19 protein-coding genes and 1 tRNA gene are annotated in these 24,235 nt (G+C 32.8%); 12 read left to right on the forward strand and 8 right to left on the reverse strand.

Annotation, left to right across the window (positions count from 1 at the left end; all coding sequences use genetic code 11):
- The first annotated feature begins 12 nt into the window (after positions 1-12).
- Complete coding sequence (locus NLJ00_RS03625) at positions 13-669, forward strand: GNAT family N-acetyltransferase (RefSeq protein ID WP_256636263.1); 657 nt, start codon at positions 13-15, stop codon at positions 667-669.
- 528 nt (positions 670-1,197) lie between these two features.
- Here NLJ00_RS03625 and NLJ00_RS03630 read toward each other — a convergent pair.
- Positions 1,198-1,725: a hypothetical protein gene (locus NLJ00_RS03630; RefSeq protein ID WP_256636264.1), complete on the reverse strand. Its 528-nt coding sequence runs from the start codon at positions 1,723-1,725 to the stop codon at positions 1,198-1,200.
- A 209-nt stretch (positions 1,726-1,934) separates the two neighbouring features.
- Between NLJ00_RS03630 and NLJ00_RS03635 the strand changes: the two genes are divergently transcribed.
- The 3 genes from NLJ00_RS03635 to NLJ00_RS03645 are packed head-to-tail and all read left to right on the forward strand — an operon-like array spanning position 1,935 to position 4,867.
- Positions 1,935-2,300, forward strand: a complete 366-nt coding sequence (locus tag NLJ00_RS03635; RefSeq protein ID WP_256636265.1) for a helix-turn-helix domain-containing protein — start codon at positions 1,935-1,937, stop codon at positions 2,298-2,300.
- A gap of 2 nt (positions 2,301-2,302) precedes the next feature.
- Positions 2,303-3,952, forward strand: coding sequence for a DNA primase family protein (locus NLJ00_RS03640; protein WP_256636266.1), 1,650 nt, complete (start codon positions 2,303-2,305; stop codon positions 3,950-3,952).
- Positions 3,953-3,982: 30 nt separating this feature from the next.
- Positions 3,983-4,867 carry a PriCT-2 domain-containing protein gene (locus NLJ00_RS03645; RefSeq protein WP_256636267.1) on the forward strand — a complete coding sequence of 295 codons (885 nt, stop codon included), beginning with the start codon at positions 3,983-3,985 and terminating at the stop codon, positions 4,865-4,867.
- A gap of 142 nt (positions 4,868-5,009) precedes the next feature.
- On the opposite strand, the gene NLJ00_RS03650 is transcribed toward NLJ00_RS03645, so the two are convergent.
- The 6 genes from NLJ00_RS03650 to NLJ00_RS03675 form a co-directional block, all read right to left on the reverse strand.
- Positions 5,010-6,167: an IS3 family transposase gene (locus tag NLJ00_RS03650; protein ID WP_256636268.1), complete on the reverse strand. Its 1,158-nt coding sequence runs from the start codon at positions 6,165-6,167 to the stop codon at positions 5,010-5,012.
- A gap of 27 nt (positions 6,168-6,194) precedes the next feature.
- Positions 6,195-7,298, reverse strand: a complete 1,104-nt coding sequence (locus NLJ00_RS03655; protein WP_256636269.1) for an IS3 family transposase — start codon at positions 7,296-7,298, stop codon at positions 6,195-6,197.
- 291 nt (positions 7,299-7,589) lie between these two features.
- Positions 7,590-7,663 (reverse strand) — tRNA-Ile (locus tag NLJ00_RS03660).
- Between the two features lie 146 nt (positions 7,664-7,809).
- Positions 7,810-8,214: a methylmalonyl-CoA epimerase gene (gene mce, locus NLJ00_RS03665; protein ID WP_256636270.1), complete on the reverse strand. Its 405-nt coding sequence runs from the start codon at positions 8,212-8,214 to the stop codon at positions 7,810-7,812.
- 9 nt (positions 8,215-8,223) lie between these two features.
- A complete protein-coding gene (locus NLJ00_RS03670) occupies positions 8,224-10,581 on the reverse strand; it encodes a hypothetical protein (RefSeq protein ID WP_256636271.1) in 2,358 nt (785 codons plus the stop codon).
- Positions 10,541-11,545 carry a hypothetical protein gene (locus tag NLJ00_RS03675; RefSeq protein ID WP_256636272.1) on the reverse strand — a complete coding sequence of 335 codons (1,005 nt, stop codon included), beginning with the start codon at positions 11,543-11,545 and terminating at the stop codon, positions 10,541-10,543. The genes NLJ00_RS03670 and NLJ00_RS03675 overlap by 41 nt, the downstream gene beginning before the upstream one ends.
- A gap of 171 nt (positions 11,546-11,716) precedes the next feature.
- Here NLJ00_RS03675 and NLJ00_RS03680 point away from each other — a divergent pair, with 171 nt between their 5' ends.
- Positions 11,717-13,405 carry an Ig-like domain-containing protein gene (locus NLJ00_RS03680; protein ID WP_256636273.1) on the forward strand — a complete coding sequence of 563 codons (1,689 nt, stop codon included), beginning with the start codon at positions 11,717-11,719 and terminating at the stop codon, positions 13,403-13,405.
- Here the strand turns inward: NLJ00_RS03680 and NLJ00_RS03685 are convergent.
- A complete protein-coding gene (locus NLJ00_RS03685) occupies positions 13,402-14,169 on the reverse strand; it encodes a nitrilase family protein (protein WP_053473318.1) in 768 nt (255 codons plus the stop codon). The genes NLJ00_RS03680 and NLJ00_RS03685 overlap by 4 nt on opposite strands.
- Positions 14,170-14,406: 237 nt before the next feature.
- On the opposite strand from NLJ00_RS03685, the gene NLJ00_RS03690 reads away from it, so the two are divergent.
- From NLJ00_RS03690 to NLJ00_RS03720, 7 genes are all read left to right on the forward strand, one after another.
- Positions 14,407-17,562 (forward strand): SusC/RagA family TonB-linked outer membrane protein, encoded by a 3,156-nt coding sequence (locus NLJ00_RS03690; protein ID WP_256636274.1) that lies wholly within the window; start codon positions 14,407-14,409, stop codon positions 17,560-17,562.
- A 34-nt stretch (positions 17,563-17,596) separates the two neighbouring features.
- Positions 17,597-19,123, forward strand: coding sequence for a SusD/RagB family nutrient-binding outer membrane lipoprotein (locus tag NLJ00_RS03695; RefSeq protein WP_256636275.1), 1,527 nt, complete (start codon positions 17,597-17,599; stop codon positions 19,121-19,123).
- 228 nt (positions 19,124-19,351) lie between these two features.
- A complete protein-coding gene (locus NLJ00_RS03700; protein ID WP_256636276.1) occupies positions 19,352-20,671 on the forward strand; it encodes a GntP family permease in 1,320 nt (439 codons plus the stop codon).
- A gap of 4 nt (positions 20,672-20,675) precedes the next feature.
- Entirely contained in the window at positions 20,676-21,143 is a 468-nt protein-coding gene (locus tag NLJ00_RS03705) for a RidA family protein (protein WP_053473321.1), read from the forward strand.
- A 283-nt stretch (positions 21,144-21,426) separates the two neighbouring features.
- Positions 21,427-22,458: a sugar kinase gene (locus NLJ00_RS03710; RefSeq protein ID WP_256636277.1), complete on the forward strand. Its 1,032-nt coding sequence runs from the start codon at positions 21,427-21,429 to the stop codon at positions 22,456-22,458.
- Positions 22,459-22,467: 9 nt separating this feature from the next.
- The gene (locus NLJ00_RS03715; RefSeq protein ID WP_053473323.1) at positions 22,468-23,115 is read left to right on the forward strand and encodes a beta/alpha barrel domain-containing protein; all 648 of its coding nucleotides are present in this window, start codon (positions 22,468-22,470) and stop codon (positions 23,113-23,115) included.
- A gap of 3 nt (positions 23,116-23,118) precedes the next feature.
- On the forward strand, positions 23,119-24,234 hold the full coding sequence (locus NLJ00_RS03720; RefSeq protein ID WP_256636278.1) for a D-TA family PLP-dependent enzyme: 1,116 nt from the start codon (positions 23,119-23,121) through the stop codon (positions 24,232-24,234).
- Position 24,235 lies beyond the last annotated feature (1 nt).

Here is a 24,235-nt window from a genome sequence, read left to right on the forward strand (position 1 = left end):
CAATAAATAATTATGGTAAATATAGTACAGCCAAGTAAAATTTCAAAGAATCAAGAAATTGACATTCTTGAATTGGTTAATAACAATGCTAATGATATTAGCCTTTATGTTTACAAAAAACACTCAGAAGTTTATAGCTTTATGAGTGTTAGAGAAAAATTAAAAATAAGCAAGTACTTGGAGCGATTGAATAATAATCAATCGTCTACAACTTATTTAATTCTAGCTGAAGAAAATAATAAAATAATTGGATACATTTTATATCAGCCTTCAACTCATAATCCTAAAGATGTTTCTATTATTAGTACTATCGTTAATGTGAATTACAGAAAACAAGGCATTTTAACATTGATGATGAATGCATTAAAAAATAGATCAGCATCGATTACTCTCAGTTGTTTTTTAGATTTAGTACCAATATACCAAAAGCTAGGTTTTATTGTTGGAGAACAATGGGAAACCCAAGTAGGGATGTATTTCAATTATTTTGACGACCTTGGGACTATCGTTACAATAGATGAAGAGGAGTTGTATAAATCACCAACAGCAAGATTGGCAATGCAAGAGTTTCAATCAAAATATACAAATTATAAATATTTGCTTAATGTTTTAAATCTTGAAACTCAAAATGAAACTCAAAGGGTATCAAAATATTTTGAGTCTCTCTAAGCTCTAAGTGTTCTTAATGTTTGCTTAACTATTTTAGTATTCAAAAATTAATTTATCCTTCTAACCAATTTTGTAATTGTAGTTATCTTTATTACTGATGCAGTTTATAAATATTTGATCTCGCTTTTCGCTTTTTTGTAGTGAAGTTGAGTATTTAAGTACTTCACTATAAATTGAGCCATCTGTTGTGTCAAAAACAGAAACTTTTTGAGACGGTGTAAATAAGTAGTCGAATTGATAATGATGTACTTAACTACTTACACGTCCAAGTACATCTTGTGATTTTATAAATTTCCGCCAATAATAGCCGTAAATTTGTTGTAATTTGAATTTTGTCTTAGTAGACTAAAAAAAGATTCAAATTCAAGTGAAGAAAGTGAAGTAGAATTAAGGAAAGTTTATTTTTTATCAATAGTGACTTACTAAATATATTTTTTTCCAAATCTTTATAAGATATTAGTTCACTCACTTCACTTCTTGATTTGTCTTTCAGTTTTATAAAACTTCATAAAATACAAAAAACGGTATTTACAAATTATATTTCTCCTCTGGAAACATTTTTTTTATTTGCCTATCTAGTCTAGGAGAAATTTTTTTTTCCTTAAATATTTTTTTCAATCGATCAAACCTCTTTTTATGGTTTTTTCTAAAGTATGAGTACAGAGCGTCGTAGTCTATTTTCTCATCTAATTCTTTTTCTAACAGCAATTTTAATTCAATAAAAGAGGAAAAACCAAGATTACTGTAAGATCTCCTGTTTATTTTGGATATTAGTTTTAAAGCTCTATCAGATATTGTGCGAATATTATTTCCTCCTCTTTTTTCTTTTAAAAAACTTTCAATGCCATTCATATCATAGCTCTGTATCCAAGTGCGAATTGTTTTTTCACTTCTTCCCAAATCATTACCAATTTCATTTTGGAAATGGAATTTTTCTTCTTTAATATAAATCAAAGTTTTTATCCTATCACTTTCAAGCTTGCCCTTTGACTTCGAAAGCTTTTCTTGTAAAAAAACAATTTCTTCTATAACCTTTACATTTATTTTCCTTGGCATAAATTATTACAGTAAATTCAAAAACAAAAATAATGTTAAAAATATTCTTTTTTGAAATATTTTTCATCAAATATAAACCTGGTTTTAAAGATATTAAAGCTCAGGATAGTTTACTTCTTGCTTAATTGTACCGTTTTTTTTTAAAACTGATGCTAAATACTTTGAGTTTTAGATAATCTAAAAACTTTATAATATTAATATCTACAAATATGAAAAATCAAGAATTAAGTTTCGAAACACTTCCTAGCGCAGTCGGACTAATCTTAAAAGAGATGGAAGAAATCAAAAAGATTTTAATCAATGACAGTTCAACAAATGATCCAGAGATTAAAAGACTTTCAACTAATGAAGCTATTAAGTTTATTAGAGAGCAAGGCTTCCCAATCAGTAAATCAAAACTTTACAAGTTAACATCTGAAGGAAAAATACCTCATGAAAAATTCGGAATGAGGGTCCTTTTTAAAAAAGACAACCTCGTTAGTTGGTTCGCAAATGAAATAAAATCATCAATGAAATTGGATTCAGAATACGCAATGATAATTGCAAATTCAGCCAGAAAAAAATCAAATAATTAATCATGGAAAGCAATAAACTTTATATAGAAGAAGAAACTGATTTTAATGATATACCATTAAAATTAGTCTGTAAAGATGAAAAAACTAGTTTGATAGAAAAAGGTAATTTTAAAACATGGATGCAGTTAGGCATAAAAAAGGAAAGTATTATTAATGAATTGCTTGAGGAAGCGCCAATAATAGATTTTGAATTTGAGGCAAACGGGGATATAATTTTATTGCTAAGGGAAGAACTAAAGAATGCCAAACATCCCAAGGAAAGTGAACGAATAGAAAAACAAATCCAAAAAATAGCGCCGAACAATCCTCAAAAATATGTAATAATAATACGTAAGTTATTAGAATTAGCACAACAAATTGGGATCGGGATCGGTATATCTAATAATCTCTTTTATTATTATAACAGAATATATTGGAAGCAAAAGGATCATTTTTTTTTGAACAGTTTTCTTGGAGATTTTGCTCAAAAATCGGGACTTGGAAAGTTAGAAGCACAACAATCAAAAGTAAAAATTGACCTGATGAAGCAATTTCAGTCAGATGCAGAAATCCCTGACTTTAATAAAAAATCAAATGAGATAAGAATACCTCTAAAAAATGGCACGTTAATTTTTAAAAACGGACAATTTGAACAGACAGGTTTTAAAATGGAACACTTTTCGACATACCAATTACCTTTTGAGTATAATCCTGAAGCTAAAGCATACATTTTCCAAAAATTTTTAGACAGAGTATTACCCAATAAAGAACTTCAAAAAATTCTATTGGAGTTTATAGGCTATTGTTTTGTTAAGAAAATGAAACTTGAAAAAATGTTGTTACTATTTGGAAATGGTAGAAATGGAAAAAGTGTTGTCAATGAGATAATACATTCTCTTTTGGGAGAGGAAAATGTTACTAGTTTTTCAGTTACAAGCTTGTGTGATCCAAAAAGCCAAACTCGACCATTACTTGAAAATAATCTACTTAATTGCTCACAAGAATTTGGAACTGGCAAATTTGATTTAGATATTTTTAAGACATTAGTTAGTAATCAAAAAATAGAAGCAAAAAAGTTGTATCAAAATCCATATACAATTGAAAACTATGGTCGTATGATATCTAATTGTAATACACTTCCTCGAGTTACAGAAAATAAGGATGCTTTTTATCGTCGTCTTATAATCTTACCATTCAAAGTGAAAATTCCTGAAGACGAAATAGATATAAATTTAGCAAATAAAATTATTTCCAACGAATTACCCGGTATTTTTAATATGGTTATAGAAGGTATGAAAAGACTTGTAGAGCAAAACAATTTTACATATTCTGAAATTACCGAAGAAGAATTAAAGAAATACAGAAGGGATTCAAATAGTGTACTTACATTTTTAGATGATGAAAATTACATTCCATCAAAAACTGAAAAAGTAAAAATTAGCGATTTCTTTGAGATATACCAAAATTACTGTATTCGTAATAATTATCAATCTTTTTCATCAGTAAAATTTAATGACCAATTAAGAGATGCAGGATATGAAATTAGTAGAAGTACAGGTGGATTCTATTATCTCTATTATGGGAAGAAAAATTTCGATAATAATCTAGACAATACCACAGAAGAGAACATTTCAAATCTTTTGGAATTATTCTTGCCTAAAAAGCAAATTTAAAATTTACAATTATTTTAGAAACCTTTAAAAATGAAAAACGTAATAATATCAAAATTTTCAAACTATAAGTCGGCAAGTCCAATCGAAAACATCAGTCTTTACGACTGGTTTCGTGACGACAGGTACAAAGATTTAGTTTACTATATAAGAACATTATCAGATAAAAACGAAATAAGGAAGTTAAAATCGGAACTTCCTTGTATAACGCCTAGTGGAGAATTTACGTCACGAAATGCAAAAGCTTTAATTCAACATAGTGGATTTATTTGTATAGACATAGATGGTGCAGATAATCTGCATTTGAATGATTTCGTAAATGTTAGAGATCAACTAAAAAAAATAAAGAACATATCTTATGTTGCATTATCTGTTAGTGGAAAGGGAGTGTTTTGTTTAATTCCAATTAAATTTCCCGAAAAACACAAGGAACATTTTGAAGCGCTTAAAATTCTATTCCTAAAATTTAAGATAACAATCGATAAATCCTGTGGAGATGTAAGCAGATTAAGAGGATACTCTTATGATGAAAACGATTACATTAATGAAAATGCAACTGTTTTTGAACATATTCTTGAATATAAACATGAAAAATCTCATAAAAGAATTAATAGTAAAATCAGAGACAATGAAATTAAAGAAAAAATGACATTTAGTAAAGTTATGAGAATTGTCAATAAATTAAATGACTCCTCAATTGATATGACTGAAAATTATGACCAATGGTTTCAAATTGGATGTGCTTTGGCAAATGAGTTTGGTGATGAAGGACGGGACATTTTTCATTTAGTTTCTCAAAATCACTCTAAGTACCATTTCGATGAGTGTGATCGTTTTTTTACAAATTGTCTAGAAAAAAAATATAGTTATGGAATCGGAACATTTTTTTATTGGACTGAACAATACGGCATTATTTAAAAAAAGATAATTTGCTTAAAAGACAACCCACAATTAATTAAGTTTAGTTGTGGTTTTTTTTTTTGACTTCACGATTAAAATAATGCTTAATCATATAAGACAAAAATACTTCAGTGTCCACCAGAATATTAAACTTACATAATTATTTTAAATAAATTTTATCAAATTCTTCGATTGTCATATAACCTATAGCTGAATGTCTTCTCTTTTTATTGTACCAATTTTCGATGTATTCGAATACTTCGGCTCTCATCTTTTTTCTCGTTAGAAGACTATTTCCCACAAGTAATTCAGCTTTAAAATGTGTAAAAAAGCTTTCACAAACAGCATTGTCAGCATGATTTTCTCTACGGCTCATACTTCGTTTAACAAATTCATTCGAATCTAATAAATTAGTGAACATTTTATTAGCATATTGAACACCTCTATCAGAATGGAAAATTAATTCTTTAGTGATTTTTCTATTATTAATTGCCATTTCCCAAGCGGGCAAAGTTGTTGCTTTAGTACTCATGTTAGAACTTAAATTCCAGCCTATGATTTTCCGATCAAATAAATCCATAATAATTGTAAGATATAGAAAGCCTTTAACTGTTTGTATGTATGTTATATCTGAAGCCCAGACATCAGCGGGATCATTAACTGTAAATTCCCTGTTTAAAAGATTTGGTACGACATAGTGATTATGAAATGAATCAGTAGTGACCTTAAACTTTCTTTTAATTTTTCGACGTAGCCCCAACATTCTCATATATTTTTTTACTGACGAACTTTTTATTTTGAACCCTCTGTTTTGAAGCTCTCTCGTAATTTTGAAACATCCATATCTTCTCTTAAATTCATAATATATAGAAGTAATTTCTTGTTTCAATAAAATTACTCGGGACTCTGTATCTGTAAGTTCTTGTTTTTTTGTTCTATAATATGTTGTTTCTGAAACTTCTAACACAGTTAACATTTTAGCAATTGTAAATTCAGATTTGTTGTTTTCAATGAAATTTTTAGTCTGTATTTTTCCTTGTGAAACGTATTTAGTTCCTCTTTTTAAAATTTGAAGAGAAATTTTAGAATCTTTAATTTTTCTTTCAAGCTCTCTAATTACAGCTTGTTCTGGAGTTAAATTTGGATGTCCACATCCTGAAAAACTTCCTGTTCCAAATTTTTCAAAATCTTTTCGCCACTTGTACAAATAATCTGGAGCAATACTTAACTCTCTTGCAAGGCATGCAAGTTGTCCCTTACCACGCTCATAACTTAATTTGACTGCATTTACTTTGAAAGTACGTTCATACTTTATCATAATCTGAAGTTTTTGATGAAAGTTTTTCTATAGTCGATTTTCAAAATATTCTAATATTTTTTCTTGCATTTGTTTTCTGGTAAGAAGATTATTTAAATCAACCAGTCCAGATTTAAAGGATTTAAAAAAACTTTCTGACACAGCATTGTCAGAATGATTTCCTGTTCGACTCATACTTCTTTTAATAAACTTATATGAGTCTAATTTATGACTGAAGATTTTGTTAGCATATTGAATGCCCCTATCGGAATGAAATATTAATCCCTTCTCTGGTTTTCTATTTTTGACAGCCATTGCCCATGCTGGCATTGTTGTTTCATTTATAGTTAATCCATTACTAAGATTCCATCCAATAATTTTTCTGTCAAATAAATCCATAATAATTGTTACAAACAAAAATCCGTTGGATGTTTGGATTCGAGCTATGTCAGATATCCATGCCTTACATGGTTCTTCGAATATGAATTGTTGATTTAAAATATTTGGAAACTTATAAGGGATATTTAGTGAATTTGTTTTAAGCCTGTAATTTCTTCTAATCTTACTAACTAGACCTAGATTTCTCATATGAATACACACTTGACATGTTTTTATTTTAAACCCTCGGCTCTGCAATTCTGCAGCAATTTTTGCTCCACCGTATAGTTCTTTATATTCATAAAATATGGAAGTTATCTCTTTTTTTAACAAATTTACTCTATGTTGTCTTGGCGAAATTGCCTGACTTTTCCATTTGTCGAATGTAGTTTTATCTGTACCCAAAACTTTACACATTTTTGTAATCGTGTATTTGTCCGAATGGTTTTTTATAAAGTCATAGACGGTAAGGTTTCCTTGAGAAGTGTATTTACTTGCACTTTTAAAAATTTCAAGCTTAAGTTCTGATTCTTTAAGCTCATTTTTTAATTTCCTTTTTAATTTGGAAAATTCTGTTTGTTCTTTATTTAATCTCCATTTAGTACGTCCACAAAAACTTGTTTTTCCAAATTCAAGAAACTCTTGTCTCCATCGAGTCATAAATGAAGGAGCAATACCAAGCGTTCTTGCGCCTTTTGTAAGACCTATTTCGTATCCTAACTGGACAGCCTTCACTTTAAATTCTCGGTCATAAATTCTACTACCTTTTTTCATTTCGTAAAATTCAGGTTCTATTAAGTGAATTTAAGAAATAATGACTTAGAGGAAGATATAAAATAATTAAAAATCTATGTATGTTTAAAATTAATGTGAAACCTGTTTTATAATATTATCTAGATTTATTAAAATAAATAATAACAACAAACAAATCAGCATAAAAATTAATCAATTACACTGCATGATAAATGTCGAAAACTGACTAATTTTAAAAGCTGTGTGCAAATTGTGTGCACTGGTATAAAAAACAAAAGCCCCTACATCACTGTAAAGGCTTGATTCTAAGTGTGGTCCCACCTGGGCTCGAACCAGGGACCACCTGATTATGAGTCAGGTGCTCTAACCAGCTGAGCTATAGGACCGGTTTAGAGGATGCAATATTACTACTATTTTTCGTTCACTCCAAATATTTTAAGACATGATTTGCATTTAATTTCAATTCAAAGTCCCAGTATTCAAAACAAGATTGATTTTCAAGACCTTATTTAAAAACAAAAAGTGATATTTTTTATTTAATTTCCTGACAAAGCTCTACCAAAACGCCATTTGTGTTCTTAGGATGCAGGAAAACTACCAATTTATTGTCGGCACCTTTCTTCGGAACTTCATTTATCAGCACAAAACCTTCATTTTTTAAACGGGAAATTTCGGCATGAATATCATCAACATCAAAAGCGATGTGATGAATTCCTTCCCCTTTCTTTTCTAAAAACTTTGCAATAGGACTTTCGGGATTTGTCGCCACTAAAAGCTCAATCTTGTTATTTCCGGTTTGAAAAAACGAGGTCAAAACACCTTCGCTTTCTACCGCTTCCATTTTATAAGAGGGAACACCAAGCATTTTTTCGAACAATACATTTGCATCATCCATATTTTTTACCGCGATCCCAATATGTTCTATTTTATTAACCATGACTTTCTATTATTGATTAATGTAAGTATTAAAATAACCGCATTCAGCAATTACATCCTTATAATATTGAGTGTCTGAATAATCCTTTTTTAAAGTTTTAAAACCATTCCAGGCAATAAAATTAATTTTATCGTCTTCAATACTCCACCAGTTTGTAACATTGTTATATTTATTATTATAATATTCGTTTCGTTCACATTTCGCAATCAAATACACACATTTTGCTTTTTGCTCTTTTGTCGTTGCAGCCAGCAATGCTTTTTGATAATACCCTTTAGAAACATCACAATTGGTAATCATTTTTTTCATGGAATCTCTAAACGAATATGGACTTGAACCGTAACCTACAATACTAATTTCATAAAAAGTTCTTCCGTTTCCAAAATGCGAAATATTATAAAATGCATTTCCTAGCAACAAACTATTTGTGTAAACATCTTCTTTTTGAGCCAGTTTATCCTGCATTTCTTTTACCGTATTTAAAAAATCAATAAAAGTATATTTCCTTTTTTGGTAGGCCGCATGATCGCAATCGTGACAATCTTTAATGCTTCCGTTAAACGGATTTCCTAAAAATTTATAGTATTGAACAGAATCTGTTTCCTTCATAAAAGCAATCGCTTCGGGGATTTTGTTTTTAAAAGTCGCCTGAACTGCTTGGAAATTGCTAATATCTTTCAATTTCAAACTATAAATTCCGGCACCAATTTTCTCGATTTCGGTTTTATTTGGCTTTGCCAAAAATGTTTTGATATCAATCAGATTTTTTTCATTGTCATAAAAAGCATTTCCATCATTCCAATAACTATAGCGCGATTCACCAAAAATCTCCGACATTACCGGATCTGATTTTCCTTTATAAAGTGCAGACAAATAACTTCTGCTCCACGAAGAAGCATTTTGATAACGAAACTCTCCTTCTTTATATGTTTTTGGAAGTTCATAATACAGCCAGTTTAAATCTGACAGAATTGTTTTCTCGTTTTTATCCGTCAGTTTATCAATTTTATTCAAATTATTTACAAAGCGCAATAAACGCAACTGCATTCCCGCCAATTCTGTTTTAGGAAGTGTTTTTACTGCTTTATCAAAACTTTTATCAGCATTGGCATAATCGCCTTTTAAAGTCTGTAAATAACCCAAAGACAAATCCCATAAATAAGGTCTTGCGGTATTATCTGCTGCCGAAATTTTTGTAATTAAATCAAAAGCACTTTTATCTATTTTAGATTGATTTTCAGTTTTATTCTCCGCAACCGTTTGGTTTTTCACCGGCTGATTTTCTTCTGCTTTTTGTTGAAATGAATTATTAAGTGCCTGTTCTTGTTTGTTTACCAATCTCGTTGCCAGATAATTTAAATGTTCACTTTTTGGATCTAATTCATAAATCTTTTCAATCGCTTGTTTTTCATCTTTATAAAATCCGTGAATGGCCCAAAGCGCCGCTTTCTCTTTATTATTTTTTGCCATTGCCAGCGATTTTGTCCAGTCCGCTTCATTTTTTGGATGAAAACTATACGCCGTTACAATTCTTAATTCCGGGCATTTGTCAAAAACCTGTGCATACAAATAATTAGAAACTGCATATTTTTTCTGCTGATAATTGATTCCTGCAACGTACGAAAGTGCGCGATAATACAATACATTTTTAGGAACAGAACTTTCGGTTTTATTAAAAAAGTCAATTGCTTTTTGTTTGCTGTTGCTGTAAAAACGAGCTTTCATTGTTAGAAACCAATATCTGTTTTTCAAAAACGGATCTGCAGTTGTGTTGTAAACATTTTCGATCGACTGAATCATTTGCAAATCATTAAAAGTTTTTGCCACAACAGGATCGTAACTCCAATAATCTTCGCCAATTGAAACCGTTTCAATTTTTTGAGCCAGATACAAAAACTCTACAAAGCTTTTCACTTTTGCATCTTTCAACGGCATTTTTTTGCCCCATTTTACAGAGGAAGCATTTTGCTTTTTGTTTTTATAAAAAACATGAAGATCTGTAATTTCTTCTTTGTTTTTAATAGTGTTTTTTTCATCAGAATAATATCTTGGCTTATCATCTCCAATTAAAAAATAATTTACCGTTGTAGTATCAACAACACCTTTTAGATAAGTTCCCCAATCTGATTTTATATTTTCATTGAAACGCGAATTGTGTTTGGTATCAAAACCAACTCCATAAAAAATATCTCCGGCCAAAAACAAGGGCGAATATGATTTATCTGCAAAAGTTTCGGGCGTGAAATTAGAATTGTAACCAAAAAAATCCCAATCGTCTCCGCCGCCGCAGGCATATAGTATTCCGTAAACCGAAAGTATCGTAACACTAGAAACAAGAAATAACTTGCTCAAAAATATTCTTTTCATAACTTTTTAAATTGAATTCGTCTAAATCGTAAAATATAATTTCTTTTGGGGCTTTCGCCGAATTTTCGCTTAAATCTTCTCCCATTTCTTTTAAATCTTCGGCAGAAATGGATTCTATTTTAAGCAGATCATTTTCTTCATAATAAACACCATTTTTATAATTTGATTGTCTGGCTTTAAAAAAAATGGAATTGATCTGAACGAAGTTTTTATCCTTTTTGAGTTCACTGAAATTCACTTTCGAACGAAGTCCAACAACTTTATTATTTCTGATATGAACCGCCCATGAATATATTGGCAATGCATAATCCAGATCAAGCGGATATTTCTTCAAACTCTTCAAATAATTTGCCGAGATTTTTTGGCTGTAAATAGAATTTAACGAATCTGGCGCAATACTTCCCATATTGTAAAACATCAAAACGCCGTGATCTACATTTGGGATTTTAGTTTTTCTGAAATATTTTACCTGATGAAGCCTGATTGTTGCTGAGAGTTTTTTCTGCGAAAGCTTTTTAATCTGTTCAATAAATTTAAGATAATTGTCTTTGCTTTTTAAGGTCCAGTCGCAGTCAATTTGAATTTCAGCATAATTGATTTTATTCTTTTTATTGATTTCGTCAATTAAATGAATCGTCTTTTTAGCCAGATCTTCAACATCAAGATTGGTTTGCAGCATTACTTTGTTTTGAATAAAAACCACGGGAACAATTTCAAAATTCTGGATATTTTCCTGAAAATGAATAGGACTTATCGGAATTGGAGATTGCGTTTCAGGATGAAGTCCGATGTCAAAATAACGAACATAGAGTTTATGAACGTCATTCTCTTTTAAAACTTCTTTTTCTGTTGGAGAAAATTTCAAATTGGTTTTCCAATAATAAAAAGCAATTACAGGTTTGTTATTTTTACTGCAGGCAGAAAACAAAACAACCATTAAAACCAAGAAAATTCTTTTTATCAAAACCTAAGGAAATTATATTTGAACTCAAAAGTAAGAAATTATAGCCTATTGTTTATTTCTTATTCAAAAAAAGAAGTAAATCTAAAAGCTGTAAATCCTAATAAATGGCCAAAAAATTTCAATTAAAGCAAATATAATTGTTATTTTGTGCAATCAAATTTAAAAACCGCTATGTTTAAAAGCAAACTCAAATACATTTCATTTTTATTGGTATTATTAATGATGAGCTGCGCCAAAAGAGGCAGTATAACTGGCGGATTAAAAGATACTTTGGCTCCTGTTTTGGTTTCGAGTGTTCCTAAAAATTTCAGTACTGATTTTAAAGGAAACGAAATTACATTGGTTTTTGATGAATACGTAAAGTTGAAAAACCTCAACAAACAACTTGTTATTTCACCTCCAATGAAAAATGAGCCGTTGATTTATCCAACTGGTGTTAGTAAATTTTTAAACATAAAAATTAAAGACACTTTACAGCCCAACACTACTTATAGTTTTAATTTTGGACAAAGTATTACGGATAATAATGAAGGAAATGCGATAAACCAATTTAAATATGTTTTTTCAACAGGACCTTATATTGATTCGCTGAAACTTAGAGGAAGCATTAAGGATTCGTATGAAAAAAAGGTAGATAATTTTGTTTCGGTAATGTTGTATGAGGCAAATGATAAATACAAAGATTCTGTTATTTACAAGGATTTTCCGCGTTACGTTACCAATACTTTAGACAGTTTAAGAACTTTTGAATTTGAAAATTTAAAAGCCGGAAAATATCTTTTAGTCGCTTTAAAAGATAAATCAAGTAACAATAAATACAACCCAAAAGATGATAAAATTGGGTTTATCAAACATTTTATTACGGTGCCAAATGACACTGTTTTTGACTTGGAATTATTTAAGGAAACACTTCCGTTAAAAGCCGTAAAACCAATTCAGGCATCAGGAAACAGATTGCTTTTACCTTATGAAGGAAAACAAAATTTCAAGATCAATAAGCCAACAATTGTACTTAAAAACAATGATCAGGTTCTTGAAACCATTGTAACGCAGTTTCCTAAAAAAGATTCGCTTCAGGTTTGGTATAAACCTTTAAAAGCCGATTCTTTATCGTTAGAAGTTAGTCGTGATACCTATAAAAAGAGGTTTACTTTTAGAGTAAAAGACCAGAAAAAGGACACGATGAACATTAAAGCGGTTCAAAACGGTATAATTAATTTTAGAGAAAGATTTACTTTAGAAACTGAAACGCCTTTGGTGAAATTCGATAAATCAAAAATTAAATTAGTTAACAAAGATTCGACAGCTGTTGATTTTACTACAGAATATGACGAATTCAATCAGAAACTGTATGTCGATTTCAAAAAAGAACCTCAGGAAAAATACAATTTTACATTTTTCCCGGGCGCTTTGACTGATTTTTACGAAAAAACAAACGATACTTTATCATATAAACTATCCACAAAAGAAGCTGCCGATTACGGAAATTTAGTTTTGAATTTGAAAAATGTAAAACGTTTCCCGATCATTGTTGAAATCACGAACAAAAAAGGCGATGAAGTTTTGGCCAGCGAATATTCTGAAGGAAATACTAAAATTGAATTCAATTTATTAGTACCAACTCAGTTTACGGTTAGGATTATTTACGACGATAATAAAAACAAAATGTATGATGCCGGAAGTTTTCTGGACAAACGATACGCCGAAGAAGTTTTCTATTATCAGCAGGAAGTTGATGTCCGCAGCAATTGGGACGTTGATCAAAGCGTGGATTTAAGTATTCCTTACAGTCCCGAAATAGAGAAAAAAGAAGACGAGAAAAAAAGGAAAAAAGAGGAAAAGCAGCGAAAAGCTTTCTAGATTTTAATCTCAAAAGTATCTTTGTCGCTTAAAAAATCGAGCTTTTTTCGGGTTTCCAGCATTTCATTTTTATCTAAATCAACCACAAAAACACCTTCTGGTTCTTGTGGTTCTAAAATGTAATTTCCTAAAAAGTCAACAACCTGCGAATGTCCGGTATGTTCGTAGTTATTGGCGTCAAGCCCAATTCTGTTTACACCCACAACATAACTTAGGTTTTCAATCGCGCGCGCTTTAAGCAAAGCGTCCCAGGCGTTGGTGCGTATTTTTGGCCAGTTGGCCACATATAAAAGTAAATCGTAATTTTCTACATTTCGCACAAAAACCGGAAAACGCAAATCATAACAAACCTGCAGGCAGATTTTCCAATCCAGATAATCAACAATTACTTTTTGAGTTCCTGCAGTATAGAATTTGTCTTCGCCTGCTAATGAAAATAAATGACGTTTGTCATAATACTGCATTTCTCCCGACGGAAAAACAAAAAACATTCTATTATAATAATTGCCATTTTCAGTAATAACCAAACTTCCCGTAACGGCACTATTTTTTTCTTTCGCAATAAATTTCATCCACGAAATTGTTTCCCCTTCCATCTTTTCTGCAACTGCCGACGGATTCATAGTAAATCCTGTCGAAAACATTTCAGGTAAAACAATCAAATTGACGTGCTGATTGATCTGTTTTATTTTCGATTCAAAGTTTTTTCTGTTTGCAGAAGCTTCTTCCCAAACCAATTCTGATTGAATAAGTGCGATTTTCATTTTTCAAAAATACGAATTTTCAGCCAAAATTATTTTTTTAATGAAAAAGCTCATTTTGCAAAATTTTCTCAAAACGCCTTTAAAAATCAAATGTTTTTAAGATTAAAAAAATACTTGGATGAATTTTATTGCAAAAAAAATGCAGTTATTGCAAAAAAAATGCAAATGTTTGAAATTAATCTATATATTTGATTTGCCAATAAAAAACCAAAAGAAAAACATGAAAACCAAACTATTATGAAAACAAAGCTTATTTCATTAGTGTTTATTGGAGGAATCATCTTCTCCACAAACGCCAAAGAGATTGCAATAAAAAAGCATCTTTTTGAACAACAAAGCAATCAAGTTGAAATTTCGGGCCAGATTTTAGGTCAGGATGATGGAATGCCAATTGCCGGAGCTACAATTTATGCCGAGAGCAATAATAAAATAGCAACAATATCTGATGAAAACGGAAAATTCAAATTGAAGGTTCCGGAAAACGAAGTTCATATTATTGTAAGTTATATGGGATATGAAACTTTATCATTTGCCTTACTTAAAACTTCAGATTTAACGATTCGATTAAAACCTGCCGAAAATGTTCTGGAACAAGTTTTAGTTACCGCATTGGGGGTTAAAAAAAGCAGTAAATCTGTTGCCTACGCTGTTACTGAATTAAAAGGAACTGAATTTACAAAAGCGAAAGAAACCAATATTTCGAATGCATTAGTTGGAAAAATTGCCGGAGTAAACGTGAGCAGTACATCAACCGGAGCAAATGGTTCAACGAGAGTTGTAATTCGTGGAAACGGATCTTTAAACGGAAACAACCAGCCTATGTATGTGGTTAACGATTTACCAATTGACAATACACAGCTTAATTTACCGGGAATTGGAAACGGTGCGGGTTCAACAAGAATAAATGTGGATCGTGGTGACGGAACTTCTGTTATTAATGCCGATGATATTAAAACGATTACGGTTTTAAAAGGTGGAACGGCTGCCGCACTTTATGGCGCCAATGCAGCAAACGGTGTAATTTTAATTCAAACAAAAAGAGGTTCTGCTCAAAAAGGAATTGGAGTGGAGTATAATTCTTCATTTACATTCGAAACACCTTCGATTATACCAGACTGGCAGTATGAATATGGTTCTGGAGCAAACGGAAAAAAACCAACCACGCAGGCAGAAGCTGTTGCAGCCGGACGCTGGTCTTGGGGTGCTAAAATTGACGGAAGCAACGTAATTCAGTTTGACGGTGTTGCAAGACCTTATGTGGCGCAAAAAAATAACATTAAAAATTTCTACGAAACAGGAACGACATTCATTAATTCTCTTGCTTTATCTGGAGGAAATGAAAAAGCTACAGGTCGTCTTTCGTTCTCGAATATGGATAACCAAAGTGTGGTTCCAAATTCTGATTTTAACCGTAAAAGCATCAACATTGCGAGTAATGTGAACTTAACAAATTGGTTAAAATTTGATGTTGTAGCACAATATAATTTAGAAAAATCAAACAACAGAGTAACGGTTTCTGATGCGGAGGCAAATCCAAACTGGGGGACTTACATGATTGGTAATACGGTTGACATTCGAAATCTTGCCCCAGGTTATGATGCCAACGGAATTGAAGAAGCATGGAATCCTGTTGCTGTAGCAACAAACCCTTATTTTGTTGTTAATAAAATTAAAAACAAAGACACTAAAAATCGTTTCATCGGGATGTTGAACGTAAAAGTAAATTTCACTCCAGAATTATTCCTTCAAGGTAGAGTTGGACAAGATTATACTGATTATGATTTCTTCGGATACATTCCAAAAACAACTTTAAACAATCCGGTTGGATATGCGCAGGGTTCAAAAATGAAATTATCAAACATCAATTCAGAAGCAATTCTTAATTATACCAAAAAGAATTTCTATAATGATTTCTCTTTAAATGCTTTAGTTGGAGTTAACTCTCGTACGACCTTGAGAGACGAAACCAGAGTGGAAGGTTCAAATTTTGTATTAAATGATTTTTACGCTTTAAGTAATTTATCAACTTTGGCTTATAGTTACCCTTACGGAAAAACTAAAACCAACTCGGTTTACGGCGCTGCCGATTTTGATTATAAAAACATTGTATTTTTAAATGTAACAGGCCGTCAGGATTGGTTTTCTACCCTTTCAAAAGAAAACAATACGGTATTTTATCCTTCTGTTGGAACAAGTATAATTGTTTCGGATATTATAACACTGCCGGAATTTGTTTCGTTTGCTAAACTAAGAAGTTCATGGGCAGAAGTGGGAGGCGCAACGCCAGATCCTTATGCATTGAACCAATCGTACTCAATGATTCAGGGCGGACATAACGGCCAGCAGGTTCAGGGACCAACAAGTTCAAGAGTTCCAAATGCAACTTTAAGTCCGTTGACTTCTACAACATTTGAGATTGGAACTGATTTAGGTTTTTTCAACAATCGTTTAAATCTTGATTTTGCGTGGTACAACCGTGCGACTACAAATGATATTGTTGAAACTACAATTTCAACAGCTTCCGGAGCCAATACTGCTTTATTGAATTTAGGAAAAATGAGAAACAGAGGAGTTGAGTTTTTAGTAAGCGGTAAAATCATCAATTCTGATAAATTTTCCTGGGACGCAAGTTTCAACGGATCTTACAACGAAAATAAAGTTGAAGCACTTACAGATCAGTTAAACTCGATTACAATGGCAACTTCTGTAAACGGATATGTAACGATTACAAGTGATGTTGGACGTCCGTACAGTATCATAAAAGGGTACAGACCTCGTAAAGATGCTAACGGAAATACGGTTTATAATGTAAGCGGCGGATCTGCAACTATTGCACAGGGACCGCTTGAAGAATTAGGTCAGGGTGTTCATCCTTGGGCTGCGGGAATTACCAACGAATTCAAATACAAAAACATTTCATTGAGCTTTTTAATCGATGGTAAATTTGGCGGAAGCTTATATTCAGGAACTAACTTGTACGGAACTCGTATGGGATTGACAAAATTGACGCTTGAAGGTCGTGAAAGCGGTTTGCCAATTAAAGGTGTTGATGTTAACGGAAATCCGGTTGATATGGTAATTGCTCCGGAAAACCTAAGAACTTATTATGACGGTTTAAGAAACATTTCTTCTGAATTTGTTTATGATGCAAGTTTCATCAAATTAAGACAAGTAATTCTGGGTTACGATTTACCTATTGAAAAAATAAAAGGATTATCAAAACTTCAGGGCGCTTCTGTTTCATTTGTAGCAAGAAACTTATTCATTCTTTACAAGAAAACACCAAACGTAGATCCGGAATCTGTATTTAGTGCAGGAAATGCTCAGGGTGTAGAACAATTTGGAGTACCAAAAACAAGAAGTTTCGGTTTAAACTTAAATGTCAAATTTTAAGCTTGCTTTATTTCTAATAATTAAATTAAAAGACATGAAAAAGATAACCCTTTTATATATCGCAGGCGCACTTTTAGGAAGTATGACAGCTTGTACCGATGATTTTGAAGAAATCAATACGAACCCTAATTCAGTTGAAAAACCAGATCCGAATTTTGTTTTCAGTAAAGCACAGCTTGATGGTTTAAACAACAATTATTTTGCAACTAACATTTTAGAATGCGGCGGAATGCTGCAGCATTATGCAACTTACAAAGAAGCATCTGGAGCTGGTGATAAATATTTAAGTAATGAAGTTTATTATTCTGCTTATTTTAATCAGGCGTATCCAACCGCTTTAAATGAAACAGAAGTTGTAATAAATGAGGTAAAAAACAATCCAAACGAAAGCAACAAATTGAATATTGCGAGAATCTGGAAAGCTTATTTATACCACAGAATTACAGATTTATACGGAGATATTCCCTATTCTGAAGCAGCAAAAGCAAACAGCACTCAAATATTTCTTCCTAAATATGACTCTCAGGAATTTATTTATAAAGATTTATTGAAGGAGTTAGACGAAGCGGCAGCCGCATTAGATCCTGCAAAACCAAGTTTCGGTAAATCTGATTTCATTTATGACGGAGATGTTGCCAAATGGAAAAAGTTCTCTTATTCGTTAATGCTTCGTTTAGGTTTAAGATTAACAAAAGTTGATGCTGCATTGGCACAAACCTGGGTAACAAAAGCTATTGCAGGAGGAGTAATTTTGAATACCGCTGATAATGCGATCATGAAATACACGGATGGCCCAAATGATTTTAACCGAAATCCGGTTGGTTTCGATTCGAGAAAACAAGATTTTACAGCAGGTTCTTACGGTACAAAAAATGTGGAAGGCGGAAAATTAGCTAAAACATTTATCGATTTATTACAATCAACTGCCGATCCTAGAATTAGTGTTTACGCGGGAGTTTGGCAGGGAACAACTCAAAATACAGCCCTTGCCGTTCAAAAAGGTTTCCCTAACGGAACTAAAATTGCCCCAACTCCTGCTGAACAAGCAACGTATTCTGAGCCTAACCAAAGTACGGTTTTTAAATACGATGCGCCGCTTGTATTAATCAGCAACGCCGAAACTAATTTATATTTAGCCGAAGCCGCTGCAAGAGGTTGGTACGCAGCGTCTGATAAAGATTTATATGAAAAAGGTGTGCAGGCTTCTTTCTTAAACATGGGAATTTATGGAGTAGCCTACACTATTCCAGATGCAACGCCCTATTTAACGGCAAATCCGTACAATGCTGCAGGATCTTTTGAGGCTAAAATGAATCAAATTCATACTCAGGTTTATATTGCCTTATTTGTAGACGAGCAGGAAGTTTATGCTAACTGGAGAAGAACAGGTTATCCGGTTTTAATTCCGGTAAACTTTCCGGGTAACGTTACAAACGGCACAATACCAAGACGTTTCAAATATCCAACCAGCGAATATTCAGTGAATTCGACTAACTTAGCAGAAGCGGTTAAACGACAAGGTCAAGACCTTTTTACAACAAAAATCTGGTGGGATAAATAATAGAATCAAGAGTTGAAATGTGCCATAGGCACTTAATATCGGTAGAAAATTAGTTTCAAATCCATTGGCGTGCCATAGGTACGCAACAAAACAACAATAATTGCGTACCTAGGGCACGCTCGAGATATTCTAATTCATGTTTTCTACCGATATTAAGTGCCTGACGGCACAAATTGAAGAGTTTTAATCCTTAGACAGGGATAAAAATAATATTATACAAAAAGATAAATGAGCATTTTAATTCTTACGGCATGCATTGCGTTTTTAATCATACAAATAGCTTGGCTTAAAATCAATCCGTTTATTGCCTTTATCATAACAGCTTTATTAGCAGGTCTGTTTTTAGGCCTGCCAATAAGCACTTTGTCACAAACCGTTCAAAAAGGTTTGGGTGAAATGTTAGGATCTATTACGCTGATTATTGTTTTCGGAACTTGTATTGGTAAACTTACCGTTTCATCAGGCGCCGCCAATGTCATTGCCAAAACAGTCATGGGATGGACGGGCAGAAAATACGTTAGACTCGGCTTAATGATTACCGGATTTATTGTTGGGATACCTCTATTTTATAGTGTTGGATTTGTTTTGTTAGTACCTCTAATCTTTTCAGTAGCCCATCAGTTCAAACTGTCAAAAGTATATCTGGGAATTCCAATGCTGGCGTCGCTTTCAGTAGCACATGGTTTTTTGCCCCCACATCCGTCACCAATGGCTTTGAGCAGTATTTTAAATGCTGATATTGGACTCGTTTTAGTTTACGGAATTATAATTGCAATTCCGACCATTTTTATTGCCGGACTATTATTTTCTAATTTCCTTAAAAACATCAAAACCGAATCGGATCATGAAATTTTAAATGTTGAAGAAGTCGTAAACCACGGTAAACTTCCGAGTTTTTCCCTGAGTTTATTTTCGGCTTTATTTCCGGTTTTTGGTTTGACCATAACTTCGATATTGCCTTTAATTTCAACTAATGAAACGCTGATTGAAGTTTGCAAAACAGTAGGAGAACCAAGTATGATTATGCTTATTTCTTTAATTCTTTGTACTTATACTTTAGGAATCAGAATGAACCGAAGCATCCCATCTATAATGGACGATTATGCCGTTGCGATAAAAGATGTCGCTTTGATTGTTTTAATTGTAGGCGGTGCCGGAAGTTTGAAAGAAGTTATGATTGTAAGCGGCGTAAACGAAACTATTGTTGCGGCCTTAACACAAATAAACATTCATCCGTATTTATTGGCCTGGATGATGGCAGCGATTATTCGCGTTTGTGTAGGTTCTGCAACCGCAGCCGGATTAATGACTGCAAGTGTTTTATTACCTTTGTTACAAACTACTGGTCTCGATCCCAATCTGTTAGTTTTATCTGTTGGAGCCGGAAGCTTAATGTGCTCGCATGTAAACGATCCGGGTTTTTGGATGTTCAAAGAATATTTTAATATCAGCCTGAAAGACACGTTCAAATCATGGACGGTTATGGAATCTTTAGTATCTGTTTTAGGAATTGTTTTCGTATTTATTTTAAACTCAATTATACATTAATATCATGAATTTATTACCACAAGAAAAATTTGAAACCCTTGGCCTTTCATTACCGCCAGCACCTCAACCTCTTGGTATATATAAACCTTATTTAGTCGACGGAAAATACTTGTATCTTTCTGGTCACGGTCCGGTTCGCGACGATAAATCCTTAATCATTGGCCGAATTGGCGATGACATGGATATCGAAGAAGGAAAACTGGCAGCAAGACAAGTTGGCTTAACGATGCTTTCGACAATTGTAACCAATTTTGGAAGTCTGAACAAAGTAAAACGAGTTATAAAAGTTTTAGGAATGGTGAATTGCAATGGCGATTTCCTAAGACATCCATATGTAATAAACGGCTGCAGTGAATTATTCGCTGAAGTTTGGGGACAGGAAAACGGAATTGGAGTAAGAAGTGCCGTAGGAATGGGTTCTTTACCGGACAATATTCCTGTGGAAGTTGAAGCTGTTTTCGAATTATTCTAAAAATTAGGCCACAGACGATAAAGATTATAGAGCAATCTGAATTGGTTAAGGAAATACTCTAGTCGTAAGTCTGTGGTTATGTAAAAATATATAGGCCACAGATTACACAGATTAAAGGGATTATTTTTTTCGCCACGAATTACACGAATTTTCACGAATTACTTTTTTTACTTAAAGCATATAAAAATTAGTGCAAATTCGTGTAATTCGTGGCAAAAGATTTAACCACCATCCAAAAAAAAATCATTTTAATCTGTGAAATCTGTGGCAAAAAACAAAAAACATGAATACAAATATCCCACAAACAAGAATAGCAACATTTGGAGAATTATTACTTCGGATGAATGTTGCCAATGGAAACCGGTTTACACAGGCAGATGAAATAAAAATTCATGTGGGCGGTGCCGAAGCCAATGTTTGTGTTTTACTTTCCCAACTCGGAATCCAAACCGATTATATTACCCGATTGCCTCAAAATGATTTGGCACAACTGGCTTTAAACGAACTTCAGAAATACAAAGTAAATACTTCAAAATGTGTTTATGGCGGAGAACGTTTGGGCTTGTATTTTGTCGAATCCGGAAATCAAATCAGACAATCGCAGGTTATTTACGACCGAAGCAATTCTTCTTTCGCAACCATTCAAAAAGATCAAATTAACTGGGATGAAGTTTTAGAAGATGTTACGCATTTTCACTGGTCAGGAATAAGTCCGGGAGTTTCTAATGAAGCAGGTTTGGCCTGTAAAGAAGCAATTTTGACAGCGCATAAAAAAGGACTTCCGATTTCTTCTGATTTTAATTACAGATCCAAATTATGGCAGTACGGAAAACATCCGTCGGAAATTATGCCCGATTTATTACAATACAGCACAATAACGGTTGCAGATTTAGATGCGATTGAAATTTATTTCGGAATCAAAACCGATAAAAACGAATCCGATGAAAATCGCTTTCAAAAAACCTTCGAATTATTAAAAGTAAAAATGCCTTTTCTAAAAACACTCGCCATGAGTTTTAGAAAATCAGACGGGCCAGCACATTTATACAAAGGTTTATTGCTGCATGAAGGTAATTTTTATCAAACGCCAGAACACAAAATACATATTGTAACCGACCAAATTGGTTCAGGAGACGCTTTCAATGCCGGATTATTATACGGATTATCCAATAAATTATCCGGACAGGAATGCATTGAATGGGCAACAGCCTGCGGCGTAATCAAACAAAGCATTCACGGAGATTTTGCCATAAGCAATCTCAACGAAATAAGTCATTTTATTAAAAACGGCTCAAGTAATAGAATTAATAGATAAATAAAGAATATGTACAGCATTTTAAAAACGCAAGGTGTACTTCCGTTAGTAACCCAAATCAACATTGAAACAGCCCAAATAGTATTGCAATCAGCGGCTGATGCTGGCATAAAAATTATCGAGTTTGCTGCTCGCGCCAATGATGCAAAAGAAGTTTTTACTCAAATGACAGCCTTTAAAAAAGCAAATAATCTGGATGTTAAAATAGCCGTTGGTTCTATTTTGTCTGTTGATGAAGCAGCAATATACCATCAATTAGGAGCAGACTGCATCGTTTGTCCGCATACTGATCCGGAAATTGGAGCATACTGCCTTAAGAATAATATTTACTGGATTCCCGGGGCTGCTACTTTAAATGAAATATTACACGCCAATAAATTAGGTGCCGAGGTTGTAAAACTTTTTCCGGCTGATAAAATCGGTGGTCCCGGATATGTAAAAGCGATACGAGCGCCTTTTCCAAGTTTAAAAATAATGCCAACCGGAGGCGTAACGCTCGAAGAAAGTAATTTAAAATCGTGGTTTAAATCTGGAGTTGTCTGCGTGGGAATTGGTTCAAATTTATTTTCGAAAGAAATGCTTTTGAATTTAAATTATGAGCAGGCATTGCAGGCTTTTCAAAATTTAATTGAAGTTGTAGAAAAAACAAGAAACTAAATTATGCAGGAAAATTGGTGGAAAATTAAATCTGATATCAACATTGATACGCCATTTTTAGCCGCTTACGAAGATCGTATCCGGTTTAATCTTGAACGCCTTATTGGTTCAGTAAATGGTGACACACAAAAATTAAGGCCTCATATTAAAACCCATAAAATTGGCGAAATTCTGGAGTTGTTTAAAATTTACAACATCAAAAAAATAAAATGCGCCACAATTGCCGAAGCTGAACTAGGAGCAATACACGAAATTCCGGATGTTCTTCTCGCCTATCAGCCTATTGGAATTAAAAAAGAAAGATGGATTTCGCTGATTCAAAAATATCCGAATACCCGTTTTTCAACAATTACAGACAATCTGGATTCGGCGAAAGCCTTAAATGAAATTGCGAAAGAAAACAATTTAACGTTGAACATTTATCTGGATTTAAATACCGGAATGAACAGAACCGGATTTTCGATTTCAGAAGATTGGACGGCTTTAATCGATAAAATTATTAAATTAAAAAACCTTCATTTTGAGGGTATTCATATTTACGACGGTCATTTAAAAGGCAGTGTCGAAGAACGAACGAATACGGCTTCAAATTCATTTTCTGAAATAAAAGAAAAAACGGAAGCAATCGAACAAAAATTGGGTTACGAATTAAAAATTGTTGCCGGCGGTTCTAACACATTTCCTTTTTATACCACGCAGGAAAATGTAGAATGCAGTCCGGGAACATTTGTTTTTTGGGATTCCAATTATCAGATTCATCTGCCCGAACAAAAATTCAAACCTGCTTTGGTTATCGTTGGAACCATAATTTCAAAACCAACAAATGCAACGCTTTGTATTGATATTGGCTACAAAGCGGTTGCTTCAGAAAATCCAATTGACAAGCGATTAGTGATTTTAAATGATGAAAATCTAATCCCGACAGCACATTCTGAAGAACATTTGATTTTAGAAAACCGAGGTAAAAACGAGTATAAAATTGGCTACACTATTTACGCACTTCCTTATCATGTATGCCCTACCTGCGCGCTTTATGATACAGTTCAGGTTGTAAATAAAGGACATCAAATTTGTGATCAATGGAAAGTTGCCGCCCGAAGCAGAGAAATTAATATATAAA

The organism is Flavobacterium panici (genome assembly GCF_024499525.1).
In the GTDB taxonomy this organism is placed as follows: Bacteria; Bacteroidota; Bacteroidia; order Flavobacteriales; family Flavobacteriaceae; genus Flavobacterium; species Flavobacterium panici.